The following is a 12149-nucleotide window of genomic DNA, read 5'->3' on the forward strand; positions in this document are numbered from 1 at the left end:
GCCTGATCGGTAACGACGCGGTCTTTCATTCCGACCGTGGCTCGCAATACACCTCCACCGAGTTCCGTGCCACGATCGCCGGTCTGGGCGTGCGACCGTCGGTAGGCAGGGCCGGGTCGTGCTACGACAACGCGGTCGCGGAGTCGTTCTTCTCCACGCTCAAAGCCGAAATCGGCACCACCGTGTGGGCCACCCGAGAAGACGCCCGGCGGGACGTCTTCTCCTACCTCGGCTACTACAATTACGACCGTCTACATTCGACACTTGATCACCGAACACCCCACGAAACGCGCGTCAGCTATCGTCAAGACCACGCCCTCGTGGCATGAAACCCCGGTGTCCGGTCTTCGGGGGCAACCTCAGACCTCGGTGACAGAAAGGTTCCCATGCTGCCAAGGCAAAGGGCCGGATGACAGGAAGGTTCCCATGCTCACGTAGTCGAGGCGCTGAGATGACAGGAAGGTTCCCATCCTCACGGCAGTCATGAGCCGTGGTGACAGAAAGGTTCCCTTGCTGTCGGGCGACAGGAAGGGAACCTTTCTGCCAAGTGGCCGGGCCGGAAGTGGCAGGAAGGTTCCCGTGCTCGCACCGCCGGGGCCGGGGTGACAGGAAGGTTCCCGTGCTTGCGCTGCTGGGTCAGTCGCCGTAGAGCTGGTCGATGATGTCGGCGTACTTGTCGTGGATCACCCGGCGCTTGAGTTTCAGCGTCGGCGTCAGTTCGCCGCCTTCGACGCCCCACTGCTGGCCGAGGATCTGGTAGCGCTTGACCTGCTCGGGCCGGTTCAGCCGTTCGTTCGCGGCCCGCACCGCAGCCTCCACTTCGGACCGGACCGCGGGATGTGCGGCGAGTTCGACGCGGTCCTCGAAGGCGATGCCGCGCTCGCGCGCCCACTTCGGCGCGGTGTCCTCATCGAGCACCAGCAGCGCGACGAGGTACGGGCGGCCATCCCCGAACGCCAGCGCGTGCCCGATCAGCGGATGTGCCGTGAGCGCGTTCTCCACCGCCGTGGGCGCGATGTTCTTGCCACCGGCCGAGATGATCAGCTCTTTCTTCCGGCCGGTGATGGTGAGGAAACCGTCGGCGTCCAGCACGCCGACGTCGCCGGTGCGCAGCCAGCCGTCGGCGTCGGTGGCCGGCCGGATCACCCCGTCGGGCTGCAGATATCCCGCGCACACCAACGGACCGCGCACCAGCACCTCGCCGTCGGGCGAGGTGCGGATCTCCACGCCGGGCACGGCGCGGCCCACGGTGCCGGGGCGGCGCGCGCCCGCGGAGTTGGTGGTGACGCAGCCGGTGGTTTCGGTCATGCCCCAGAGCTCGAAGATGTCCAAGCCGATCGTGCTGAAGAACTCCAGCAGGCCGATGTCGATCGGGGCGGCGCCGCTGGACGGCCACAGGGCGCGGTCCAAGCCGATGCGGGCGCGTAGTGCCTGCGGGTTGGCGCGCTGTTCGGCCGGGATCTTCTGAAGCGCCGCGGCGAGCTTCTCCCAAATCCGGGGCACACCGAAGAAGAGCGCAGGTCGTGCGTGGGTCAGCGCCGCCAGGATTCGGCTTTGATCGGCGCAGAAGTGCACGTGCGCGGCGTCGTGGATCGCGGCGTAGAGCCCGACCATCCGCTCCGCGATGTGCGCCAGCGGCAGGTAGCACAGGCGCGGCGCGTGCCGCTCGGGCTGCGTGATCTGGTGCAGCGCTGCGGCCGCGAAGCAGATGTTCCGGTGGGTGAGCACTACGCCCTTCTGCCCGCCGGTGGTCCCCGAGGTGTAGAGGATTGCGGCCGGGTGGTTCGGCACGATCGCCGCCGACGTCCGCTGCACCAGGTCCGGATCGTCGTGCAAGCGCTGTTCGCCGAGCACCCGCAAGCGCTCCCAGGTGCGGAACCGGTGGTCCGCGGACACCATCGCCGCCTCGTCCAGCACCACGACGTGCTCGATGGTGGACACGTTGCGCAGCACTTTGGACCAGCGCCGCAACTGGTCGGCGCCGTCGAGCACGACGACCCGGGCCCTGCTGTGCTGGGCGATGTAATGCACCTGGTCCTGGCTGAGCGTGGGGTAGAGGGTGCTCGGCACCGCTCCGATGTGGGCCGCCGCGACGTCGATCAGCCAGTGCTCGGCGCGGTTCGCCATCATGATCAGCATCGTTTGGCCTGCTTGCAGGCCCAATGCCGTGAGCCCGGCGGCCAACTCGTGGACCTCGTGGCGCGCTTCGGCCCAGGTCCAGGTGCGCGGCTCGCGCCCGTTGTCGGTGAGCGCAGGGCGCTGCGGGAACTCCGCGGCGTTGCGCGAGAACAGCTGCGGGATGGTCGTCTCCGCCGCGGCCGTGGCCCAGGCTTCCGAAGCGCTCATCGCATCGGGTCTCCCCTCCGCGCATGCTCGGGTGTGGCATGCGTCACGACGCGATGAAACCTCATGGGAGGTGTCGTTGGCCAGTGCCGAAAGCCGGAATCGATCGCCCGATCCGGTCAATTCAGACGTGGTCGCGGATCACGTCGTTGACGGCGCGCTGGAATCCGTTGACCAGGACCTGGATGGTCAGCGGTCGCAACTGGTCGGTCGCCGCGCGGACCCGCTCGCGCTCATCTTCCGGTCGGCCGCGCTCGACGTAGGGGCGGAGCACGTTCGCGGCGAACAGTTCGCGCAGCTCGGTCGCGATCTGCACGGTGTGCTGCTCCACGATTCCCTTGGCCTGCAACAACATTTCCAGCGGCAGGTCGAGCTCCAGGATCTGCAGGCCGACGCCCAGCATCGCCGGGCTGGGCAGCCGGATCCGTGTCGAATCCGGAATCCGTTGCAGTATCTCGAGTTCGATGAGCTGCTCGACCAGCCGGTCGTCCAGATGCCGGCCGGCACGGCGATCGAGCTCGTGGCGCTCCAGGTCCTCGGCGTGGTCATCCGTCCACGGCGCGATCAGCGCGCGCTGCAGCGCGAGCTCGTCCGGCGAGGCGTCGGCCGGGATCCGCTCCAGGTGGCGCTCGATCGCCGACAGCGTGAAGCCGAGCGCCTGCAGTTCGCGGATCAGGTCGAGCCGGGCCAGGTGGTCGCCGCCGTAGAGGCCGAGCCGGCCGCGCAGTCGTGGCGGCGGCAGCAGGCCGCGCGAGGAGTAGAACCGGACGGTGCGCACGGTGACTCCGGCGCGGGCGGCCAGTTCGTCGATGGTGAGCTCTTCGTCCGCAGTTCGGAGCATGGCGGCAACGTTACTCCTTGACCGCTGTAACACCAACGATGTCTCATCGAAGCTGTGATCCCGGCTGGTCGGGTTAGGGCAGGTCAAGTCAGGTTTTCGAGGGTTTGATCGCGGTGCAGAAGCAGCCTCTCGCCTGCCGGCCGCCTCATGATCTTGGTCGATCGTCGTGGGGCCTGTTCTCGGCATCTGCGAGAACAGGCCACAGCATGAACGGGTCAGCGCCGGAGCGCTCGGGTCCTAGCCGACTCGCAGCGTGGGGGCTTCTCGTCCGCGTTCGATGTCCGGGCCGCGGTAGAACCCTTCCGGGATCTGCGCGAGCCTGGACGGGTGCACCTGCGGTCCGAGCCCGTAGAACTTCTGAAAACTCATGATCAGCGGTCGCCACGCGTCCGGGTCGATGCGATCGGTGGTTCCCTCCATGCGGATCTCCTCGTGCACGTGCACGCGCTGGATGCGCACCTCCAAGGCCACGATCCCGCCGCGCTGCGCCTCGTCGTCATCGGCCACCGGATGCTCCGCTTCGATGACTGCTTCCATCGCCACCGGGCACTCGGCGGCGCGTGGCGGCGACACCGTTTCGGAAGCGACCGGCGTGAGTTCCGCGCGGCCGAACTTGTCGGGCTCGAACCGGTAGCCAGCCTCGTGCTTGTAGGGCGGAACCGGATTCGAGCCCGTGGTCATCGCCAGCCGATCGACGACGTGCGCGAGCGAATCGGACGGCAGGTTCAGGACGCATTCGCCGGTCCGCCGCATGTTCTGAACGGTCTTCGAGTGGGTGCTCATTCCGAGCATGCCTCGCCAGGCGAGCCAGAAAGCCGACGACATCGGGGCGAGGTTGGCGGATCCGTCTTCGTTCAGCGTGGAGATCAGGACCACCGGCGTCCCGAAGTAGAGGATGCCGGGTTCGATCCGGGTGTGCGTCGAGGTTGTTGCCGTCATGAGATCCATCCTTGTGGCGGGAGATGCCACCGGCTGGCGGCAATCAGACCTCTCGTTCCACGCGCCCACGGCACCACTGCGAGCGCTGCGCGGAAGTCAGGTGCCCGTCTCGTGCGTTGCGCGAACGCAGGGCTTTCGGGGCAGGTCAAGGCCTTGACCGCCGTAACACCAACGGTGTCGCATCAACTCTGTGACCTGCGGTTGTCCCGATTGCGATCGATGTAGGTGGATCAAGGTGCCTGACTGCATAACAGCAGGTCAAGACGCATTTTCCTTCGCTTCGATCACGGTTCCTGAAGGCGGTTGTTGGCTGCTGTCTGCCCCAGGATTTGCCCCAGCTGTCCCATGGATCACGGCCAGATGCGGGGTCTCGCCGAGCGCCGCGATCACGCGCGCCCGAGCGGTATGCGTTTGCTGGACGTACTCCTTCGTCTGGTTGATGTTTGCGTGACCCATCACGTCGGCGAGTGCGAACACGTCCAGTCCGCCTTCTGCTGCGCGTGTAGCGAACCCGCGTCGGGCTGCATACAGCGCCGCAACCGGGATCTTGGCTTTCCTCGCCGCTCGCCGCATGCAATCTCCGATTCCGTCGGGTCGCATGGGGCGACCGCGCTTCGAAAGGAACACGAGCGCGTTGGTGCAGGTAGTTCCGTCGGTGTGCTCCAATCCGCAGCCGCGGGTCAGGTCTCGGCCGTCGATCTGGCGGTCGTAGATATCGAGGGCCTTGGGTGTCAACGGGACCGCTCGCACATCGTCGTCCTTCGGGAACGGGCGGATGACGCGACGCCGTGACACAAGGACTTCACGAACCCACATCCAGCCGCGCTCCCGATCAACGGAGTGCACGTGCAGGCCGCAGAGTTCCCCGGGGCGAATGCCGGTCTCGACGCTGAATTCGACCGCGTCGCGGTAGTCCTCGCGCAGGTGCTCGCCCATTTTCCCGGCGCGGTCGGTGTCAAGGTAGGGCTTCGCCCGTTTCGACTTGGTAGGCAGCTTGATCCCAACGCACGGCGAGGCCGAAAGAATCTTCTTGTCGTGCGCAATGGTCATCGACGCTTGGAACACGGCGTAAATCCGCCTGACGTAGCTCGGTGCCGGTCGCTGCTCGCGCTTCCAGCCGTCGACCCTGCCAGCCGTGACGTCGTTCACCCACTCCTGCACGCCCTTCTCCGTGCTTCCTTTGGTGATGATCTGGTTCAGTGGAACGTCGCCCCATTTCGGGCGGATGTATTTCTCGACGATGCAGTGTTCCGTCGAGTTGGTGTCCGACAGCCGCGCGTCCCGATCGTCCGAGATGCTGTCCCACCAGGCCCCCCACGAAATACGTGCGGACTCTGAGCCGTTGGCGATGGCGGCCCGTCGACTTGCTTTCAGCTCCTCTTCGGTCGCGGCGTCGCGCGCGTCCTTCTTCCGGCCGAACTTTCGCGTCTTGCCGTTACCGTCCTTGACGTACTGCTTTTTCCCAGCTGAGTCACGGTATCCACCGCGGAAACTGCCACCCGGTAACGGGTCAGCCCAGGCCATATCAACCTCCTTAAATTGTTGCTTGCAACACCTCACCTACTGCGGACAGGCAGGCGTGCGGGTCTACTCCGAGGTGTGGTCGCACCCGTAGACAGCGGTCCTTGTCGTGTGGCTTGTCCTGGTCGTGCTTGCTGTCGTCGGGGCGTTCCGCCTCGCCGTTGTCGTCGGGGCGCTCCGACGGGCTCGGTTCTGTCGTGCTGGTCGGGGTGGTGCTCGGCTGATCTCGCGTGCTCGACGTGGCCGGCGCGCTCGTGGCTGACTCGGGTGGCGCTGATGGCGGCTCGGACTCGCCGCTCGATGTGGCCGGTGCGCTCGCTGTGGTGCCCGGCGTGCCCGGTGGCTGGGGCGCCGTCGGCGCGAGCGTCGTCGCTTCGGTCTCGCGTGGTCCTGGCGTCAGCAGGGCTCGTGTCTCCTGCGGCTGGGGCGGGGACTCGCCGCGGGCATCGCGTTCGGTTACCGGAACCAACACGATCGCCATGACCACCATGCCGGTGGATGCCGTTGCCGCCGTCAACGCGAGGGCTGCCGTGTGGTCCCGCAGTTGGCGCAGCGCCCAGACCGCGCCGCTGAGGGCCAGAAGTACAACGGTGAGCAGTCCACCTTTGATGAGCTGCCAGCTGTGCTTGCGTTCATCGCGGGATCGTTGCTCCTGCTCGATTCGGGAGATCTCCGCGTCGATGCGGTCGCGCATCTGCTTCAGCTCGACAAGCCAACGCTGATCATCCACTCTGGTCATTCGACGTCCTTTTAGGCGTAGTGATCTACGCCTGGTAGTCGAATGACTACGCCAAATCGTTGCAAAAGCCTCGATCGGCCGTAAGTGAACGGTTGTCCGAAGTGGCCGCCTACCCGGAGCGCCGCTGCTGCTCGATGAACTGGTCGACGCGCGCCATGAGCTCGTTGAAGTCCCGGCGCAGATTCTCGCGGAACTCCTCCGCTGCCTCTGCCGGATCAACGGGCGCCGACGCCGACTGCGACGCCTGCTCGTTCGGCTCGGCGCCTTCGAGCACGGCCCGAACGCTGCCGGGAGACCAGTCGAGCCCGCGTTCGATGGACGCTTGCACGGTCGGGCTGACAGGCTCGTGCTTCAGCTCCAGCCGCTGCAGCGTCTTGTCCGACACGCCGATGTGCTCGGCGAAACTACGGCGCGCCCGGAATCCGGCGTCGACGCGTGCGCGGGTGACGTAGTCCGCAAGTCTCTTCCAGTCTCTTCCGGGCATGTCCGAAGCATGCCTTATCGGTCTGGTGCTGTCCACGCGGCAGGGGGGTCGACGGCGCTTCTGTCTCGCCAGGTACCGCATCTGTCCTCCTCGGGTGGGTTCTTCTAGGTTCTTCCTACCTCTTCTCTCTTCTATTTTTCAACCTTTGCTGCGAAATTGTCCTCTAAATTCTTGCTGGGTCTCCTTTAATGTCCTATGTTGTCCTCATGGCAGACCCCCGAGGCACCAACATCCGGACACTGCGCGAGCAGCGCGGCGTCAACCGAAGCGACTTCGCCGCCGCTGTCGGCGTCTCGTACAAGCACCTCTACGGGATCGAGACCGGCACCAACACCGCCGCCGTTGAGACCCTGTACCGGATCGCCAACCACCTGGGCGTCGACATCGACCAGGTGATGGCCCCGTCCAAGGTCGGCGCGGCATGACCGGCGACGCCCACCCCACCAAGGGGCCGGTGCCAACGCACCCGATCCCCCCTCCCCGGCCGACCAAACCGAGCGCCGACGGGGGAGCGGCGATCTCCTCGCCGTGGATGACCGTTCGCGAGACCGCCGCCTACACGCGCCGCCACAAGGACACCGTGCTGCGCGCGCTCCGCGAGTACCAGCGCACCGACGGCCGCAGCGGATTGCGGGGCGCCCAGCCGAAACCGCACGCCTGCTACCGCGTGCGCCGCGACGACGCCGACCGGTGGATGGCCGGTGAGTTGCCCGCCCGTCCGCGGCGACTCGCCCACGCCTGACCCCCAACAACGCGGGCCGCCGCTCCCCGCCAAGAGCGCGGCGACCCGCTCACCACGAGAGATAGGAGCTCTCAATGGCTGCAACCAAGGCTATCCCGCCCGAAACCGACACCGAACGTACCGAGGTGTCCACGTCCAACCTGGACGCGCTGACCGTGCTCATCGACTTCCGCGACTGCGCCGACCACGACTTGGTCGAGCAGGACAACCGCGCGTGGCTCGCGCTGCCCGGGCGGGACTGCGCCGGCGGCAACTGGACCCCCTGCGTCGAGCCCGGGGCGTGGGAAGTGCGCGGCTACGTCGACCGCGCGTTCTGCACCTACCACGCGGCGGCGCGGCTGCGGATCGCCGACCAGCTCACGGGGGTGGCCCGGTGACCGCCGTCGAGTCCGCCCCGGTGCTGTACGGCCCGGTGCTGCTGCCGCTGCTCGGCGCCCCGTGCGCCGTCTGCGCCCACGCCGCCCGCTACGTCGACGGCGACCGCCACGTGATCCACAACGACCTGCGGTTGCGTCCCTGCCAGCTGCCGCCGAACCCCACCGCGCCCGCTGTGACCACCGATCTTGCCGAGGTGACCCGATGACCGACACCGAAACGCTCGCCCAGCAGCAGGCCGCCGGACTGCGCGCCCTCGCCGACATGATCGAGGCACACCCCGAAATTCCGGCTACCTACCTAGGCGGAATCCACGGCATCCACGTGTGGCATCCGCAGAGCGCCGAGGAGATGGCCGCGATCGCCCGCGCCGCGTTGAAGCACGGAGCGAAGGTCGAGAAGGACATCGGCGTGAGCCTCTACAACCTGTCGATCTCGTGGGGACCGTTCAAGGCAATGGCTCTCGGCAACCGCGGCGCGGTGTGTGAGCGGGTGGTCACCGGCACGGAGACCGTGACGCGGAAGGTGCCGGACCCGGCGGCCGTGGTGCCGATGGTCGAGGTCACCGAAGAGGTCGAGACGTTCGAGTGGCGTTGTGCTCCGCTGCTGGCCGCCGACGCGGAGGCGGTGTCGGCGTGAACCTCAAGGATGCTGCTCTGCCCGCCGCAGTGCTGCGGGTGCTGGAGGAACGAGTCAAGGCCGCCCGCCAGCAGGCCAACGTCAACGTCATCGAGTCCGGCGACCCCGAGGACCGGGTGACCGCTGTCCACAACGGACGCAAGCTCGGGTCGGTGTCGATCAGCAAGGGCCGCCAGTCGGCCCGGGTGAGCGACCCTGAGCGGTTCGCCCGGTGGATCGCCGAGCACTACCCCGCCGAAGTCGAACACAAGCCGGTGGTCCGCGAGGCGTTCCTCAAGGCCGTACTTGATGCGTCGAAGAAAGCCGGTGAAGGTGCTACGCCGGACGGAACCCTCGACGTGCCGGGCGTGGAGATCTACGAGGGCGAGCCCTACGTGACGGTGCGGCTCACCCATGAGGCGGCCGAGATCGTCGCCGAAATGGTGTGCACCGGCGCGGTGAGCCTCGACGGTGGCATGCCAGCCGTCACGGGCGGTGTCGCATGAGCACTCCAACCCGACCCGCACCGCCCGGACTCGAAATCCCCTGCCCTCCGTGCTCGGTCTGCAGCGAAGAAACGAACGCGAGCCCCGACCGCACCTTCGACTGCGAACACTGCGAGTGCTCGTGGAGCACCGACAACCCCGAGCAGCCCGGCGAATGGTGGGAACCCGAAGCGCCGCAGTGCCGCTCCACCCGCAAGCCCTACATCCACCTGACGCAGCTCAACCCCGAAATCCGCGATCAGGTCGTGCGCTGCCTGCTGCACGAAGGACACGGCGGGAAATGGCACTACGCCGCCGACATCGGATGGACGGGGGCGAGCGCATGATCCGCTCCACCGTGCGCACCGCCCGCAAGTCGCGAGGCTGCGACGCCTGCTGGCCAATCCGGCGAACGATCAAACCCGGCGAACGCTACCTCGAATGCGTCGCGTCGCCCGACCACGGCGACCTTGGCAACACCGGTTGGTGGCGGATGTCCGAGTGCGCCGGCTGCGCCCACCGCTACGGCCGTGGCCACCTGATCGGTGTCGACGTCGTCGACACGCCTGCGGCGGTGGCGTCTTGACGGCGTTGGTCGTGGCCTTCGCGCACCCGGCGGTCTGCCCGGTGTGCGGGGGCCGCCGAGCCCTCGACGTGCAGCCCCTCGACGGCCGGAGCCCCGCCCGCGTGGCTTGCCCGCTGTGCGTCGCCCCTCAACCCCTGCGCGACTACCTCGCGCCAAGTCTCACCGGAGTACCAGCGTGAACACCGACCAGCACACGCAGCTGCGGGAACCGTTCCCGACCGAAGCGATCGGCAACAAGCCGAAGATCACATGCAGGGCATGCAGCAAGGCCGACGGCCGCGTGTGCGACCGGCACAGCGCGATCCGCTGCGACACCTGCGGGAACTTCATCACCAGCGCGCACATCCACTTGGAATTCGTCGGACACGCCGACCTCACCGACCGACTCCTGTCAGTCGACCCGGAATGGAACTGGGAACCGGTAGCGGTCGACGCCGCCGGACGGCCCGCGCTCGACGACAACAACGGTCTGTGGATTCGCCTCACGGTGTGCGGCACCACCCGGCTCGGCTACGGCCACCCGGACGGCAAGCGCGGCGGCGACGCCGTCAAGGAAACCATCGGCGACGCCCTGCGCAACGCGGCCATGCGCTTCGGCGTCGCGCTGGACCTGTGGAAGAAGGAACCCGCCCACATCGAACCCGCCGCTGAGCCGCCCGCTTCCCCGGCGGCGACAGCCAGGGCGCGCCTCGCCGAGAAATGCAAGGCGTTAGGGCTCGACCTCGACGCGGTGGCCATCGAGTACCACGCCCGCACCAAGGTCGGGCTCGGCGAGGAAACGTCCGTTGAGTCCATTCACGCGTTCACCGACGCATTGTCCGCCAACCCGGCGGCAGTTTTGGGCACCAAGGGAGGCGCCAAGTGAAGACCTCGCCGAACACGCCGAGCGCGATCATCGGCGATTTCCTGCGCCACGGAACGAAAGCTCTCGATCTCCACTACGCCGAGAACGTCTCGTTGGAAACCGCCCGCGACCTACTGCGGGCCCTGGTGCCCGTCAACGCGCTGGCCATCGTCGCACTCATGGCGGAACTGGAGCAGATCGCACCGGACCGCGCGCGCCGAGTCGCCGAACGGCTCGGCCGCGCGTGGGACGCGGGCGACGACGTGTGGGAACTCCTGCACGAATGGCACGACCAGCACGCACGCGGCATTCCGGTCGGCTTCCACCCGACTGCCACGCTCGGTTTGGAGGTTCGCCGGTGAGCGCCGGGCAGCTGGCGCTGGGCTTGGCCGACCGGCACGAGGGGCAAGCCGCCGCACTCGCGGCGGCCACCGCCGGCCACCGCGATCACCGGCACCGCGTCGAGGCTGCGCTCGCCCAACTCATCGCCGCTGGCCGGGAGTTCACCGCCGACGACCTCCGCCGCGTGGCGGACGTCAGCGACGCCAGGCCGAACCTGCTGCCGTCGGTGCTCGGCTGCGCCGCCCGCGACGGGCTGATCGTGCGCGTCGGCGACTACGCCAGCCGGCGCCGCCCACGCCGCGGATCCCGCAACGGAACCTGGATCGCTGCGACCGCATCGGAGTCAGCCGCATGACCGCGCCAGACGCGCCGCTGAACCCGGTGCAGATCGAGCAGAACATCCGCGCCTGTGCCGAGCGCATCCACAAGGGCGTCACCGTCACCACTGACGCCGAGCGCGAAGCGAAGCGGCTGCGACGGGAGTACGACGCCGCGCACTCGCGCGCCTACCTCGACCACCAGGGCCCGGCGCACGAAAAGAAGTACGCCGCCGAGCTCGCCACCCAAGACGAGCGGGAAGCGGCGGAGACCGCCGAAATCGCGCAGCGGTACGCCGAGCGCACCGCCCGCGCCGTCGAGGCCGAGCTACGCGCCTGGCAGTCCGTCGGCGCATCCGTGCGGCTGATGTACGGCGTCGAGACCGGGGTGGGCCGATGAGCATCGACTACGACGAGGTGTGGAACCGCGCCCGCGAGGGCTCCCCGTTCTCGAACGGCACCGAGGGCTACGGCTGGATGGCGGCGTGGTGCGACAACTGCCTGCGCGATGCCCCGTTCCGCAACGGCATCAGCAACAACGGCTGCCCGATCATCCTCGTTGCCCAGCTCGGCCGTACCCCGGCCGAATTCCTCGACGGGCCGCGCGACGAACACGGCCGGTACTCGATCGGGCAGCAGTACACCTGCATCGAATACCGCGCGCCTGGCGACGGCGGCGGCGAACCGCGGCCGAAGCCTGAACCGCGTGGCATGGATGGGCTTTTCGAGCGGCCGGAGCGTGGCACCCGGATGTTCGTCCAGCCGTCCCGAACCGAGGTGCCGGCATGAGCAAGGACCCGACCACCCGCACCCGCGAAATCGTGACGCAGCGCGCTGATCGTGGCGGCTGGCCAGTGTGCGAACGCTGCGGAACCCACCGCGGCGCAAACCTGCACCACCGGCGTCCCCGGCAGATGGGCGGCAGCACCGACCCGGCCACCAACACCGCGTCGAACCTGCTGCTGCTGTGCGG

At 67.8% G+C, this 12149-nt stretch carries 21 protein-coding genes; 15 read left to right on the top strand and 6 right to left on the bottom strand.

What is annotated here, in order from left to right; all coding sequences use genetic code 11:
• On the top strand, positions 1–329 hold a 329-nt coding region (locus tag BLW84_RS45140), incomplete at its 5' end, for an integrase core domain-containing protein (protein ID WP_177227070.1).
• A 307-nt stretch (positions 330–636) separates the two neighbouring features.
• Here the strand turns inward: BLW84_RS45140 and BLW84_RS45145 are convergent.
• The 6 genes from BLW84_RS45145 to BLW84_RS45170 form a co-directional block, all read right to left on the bottom strand.
• Entirely contained in the window at positions 637–2346 is a 1710-nt protein-coding gene (locus BLW84_RS45145) for an AMP-dependent synthetase/ligase (protein ID WP_093278793.1), read from the bottom strand.
• A 121-nt stretch (positions 2347–2467) separates the two neighbouring features.
• Complete coding sequence (locus tag BLW84_RS45150) at positions 2468–3184, bottom strand: MerR family transcriptional regulator (RefSeq protein WP_093278795.1); 717 nt, start codon at positions 3182–3184, stop codon at positions 2468–2470.
• Between the two features lie 237 nt (positions 3185–3421).
• The gene (locus BLW84_RS45155) at positions 3422–4123 is read right to left on the bottom strand and encodes a flavin reductase family protein (RefSeq protein WP_093278797.1); all 702 of its coding nucleotides are present in this window, start codon (positions 4121–4123) and stop codon (positions 3422–3424) included.
• 258 nt (positions 4124–4381) lie between these two features.
• Positions 4382–5647, bottom strand: coding sequence for a tyrosine-type recombinase/integrase (locus BLW84_RS45160; protein WP_093278799.1), 1266 nt, complete (start codon positions 5645–5647; stop codon positions 4382–4384).
• Positions 5648–5657: 10 nt separating this feature from the next.
• The gene (locus BLW84_RS47090) at positions 5658–6383 is read right to left on the bottom strand and encodes a hypothetical protein (RefSeq protein WP_143061369.1); all 726 of its coding nucleotides are present in this window, start codon (positions 6381–6383) and stop codon (positions 5658–5660) included.
• A gap of 109 nt (positions 6384–6492) precedes the next feature.
• Entirely contained in the window at positions 6493–6867 is a 375-nt protein-coding gene (locus BLW84_RS45170) for a hypothetical protein (RefSeq protein WP_093278803.1), read from the bottom strand.
• A 206-nt stretch (positions 6868–7073) separates the two neighbouring features.
• Here BLW84_RS45170 and BLW84_RS45175 point away from each other — a divergent pair, with 206 nt between their 5' ends.
• The 14 genes from BLW84_RS45175 to BLW84_RS45240 all read left to right on the top strand — a co-directional run.
• Positions 7074–7292, top strand: a complete 219-nt coding sequence (locus BLW84_RS45175; protein ID WP_177227071.1) for a helix-turn-helix domain-containing protein — start codon at positions 7074–7076, stop codon at positions 7290–7292.
• Positions 7289–7609: a MerR family transcriptional regulator gene (locus BLW84_RS45180; RefSeq protein WP_218157770.1), complete on the top strand. Its 321-nt coding sequence runs from the start codon at positions 7289–7291 to the stop codon at positions 7607–7609. Before BLW84_RS45175 ends, BLW84_RS45180 begins: the two co-directional genes overlap by 4 nt.
• A 74-nt stretch (positions 7610–7683) precedes the next feature.
• Positions 7684–7986, top strand: a complete 303-nt coding sequence (locus BLW84_RS45185) for a hypothetical protein (protein ID WP_093278809.1) — start codon at positions 7684–7686, stop codon at positions 7984–7986.
• Entirely contained in the window at positions 7983–8192 is a 210-nt protein-coding gene (locus tag BLW84_RS45190; RefSeq protein ID WP_093278810.1) for a hypothetical protein, read from the top strand. The genes BLW84_RS45185 and BLW84_RS45190 overlap by 4 nt, the downstream gene beginning before the upstream one ends.
• Entirely contained in the window at positions 8189–8623 is a 435-nt protein-coding gene (locus BLW84_RS45195; protein WP_093278812.1) for a hypothetical protein, read from the top strand. Before BLW84_RS45190 ends, BLW84_RS45195 begins: the two co-directional genes overlap by 4 nt.
• On the top strand, positions 8620–9108 hold the full coding sequence (locus BLW84_RS45200) for a hypothetical protein (RefSeq protein ID WP_143061370.1): 489 nt from the start codon (positions 8620–8622) through the stop codon (positions 9106–9108). Before BLW84_RS45195 ends, BLW84_RS45200 begins: the two co-directional genes overlap by 4 nt.
• On the top strand, positions 9105–9434 hold the full coding sequence (locus tag BLW84_RS45205) for a hypothetical protein (RefSeq protein ID WP_093278816.1): 330 nt from the start codon (positions 9105–9107) through the stop codon (positions 9432–9434). Before BLW84_RS45200 ends, BLW84_RS45205 begins: the two co-directional genes overlap by 4 nt.
• Positions 9431–9673 (top strand): hypothetical protein, encoded by a 243-nt coding sequence (locus BLW84_RS48265; protein ID WP_177227072.1) that lies wholly within the window; start codon positions 9431–9433, stop codon positions 9671–9673. The genes BLW84_RS45205 and BLW84_RS48265 overlap by 4 nt, the downstream gene beginning before the upstream one ends.
• Before the next feature lie 175 nt (positions 9674–9848).
• The gene (locus BLW84_RS45215) at positions 9849–10538 is read left to right on the top strand and encodes a hypothetical protein (RefSeq protein ID WP_093278820.1); all 690 of its coding nucleotides are present in this window, start codon (positions 9849–9851) and stop codon (positions 10536–10538) included.
• Positions 10535–10879, top strand: coding sequence for a hypothetical protein (locus BLW84_RS45220; RefSeq protein ID WP_093278822.1), 345 nt, complete (start codon positions 10535–10537; stop codon positions 10877–10879). Before BLW84_RS45215 ends, BLW84_RS45220 begins: the two co-directional genes overlap by 4 nt.
• Positions 10876–11214, top strand: a complete 339-nt coding sequence (locus BLW84_RS45225; RefSeq protein ID WP_093278824.1) for a hypothetical protein — start codon at positions 10876–10878, stop codon at positions 11212–11214. The genes BLW84_RS45220 and BLW84_RS45225 overlap by 4 nt, the downstream gene beginning before the upstream one ends.
• A complete protein-coding gene (locus tag BLW84_RS45230) occupies positions 11211–11576 on the top strand; it encodes a hypothetical protein (protein ID WP_093278826.1) in 366 nt (121 codons plus the stop codon). Before BLW84_RS45225 ends, BLW84_RS45230 begins: the two co-directional genes overlap by 4 nt.
• On the top strand, positions 11573–11965 hold the full coding sequence (locus tag BLW84_RS45235; RefSeq protein WP_093278828.1) for a hypothetical protein: 393 nt from the start codon (positions 11573–11575) through the stop codon (positions 11963–11965). The genes BLW84_RS45230 and BLW84_RS45235 overlap by 4 nt, the downstream gene beginning before the upstream one ends.
• Positions 11962–12149, top strand: a 188-nt coding sequence (locus BLW84_RS45240; protein ID WP_143061372.1) for an HNH endonuclease signature motif containing protein, incomplete at its 3' end; no start/stop codon positions are given. The genes BLW84_RS45235 and BLW84_RS45240, both read left to right, overlap by 4 nt.

It is taken from the genome of Saccharopolyspora shandongensis, from assembly GCF_900106995.1.
Classification (GTDB): Bacteria; Actinomycetota; Actinomycetes; order Mycobacteriales; family Pseudonocardiaceae; genus Saccharopolyspora; species Saccharopolyspora shandongensis.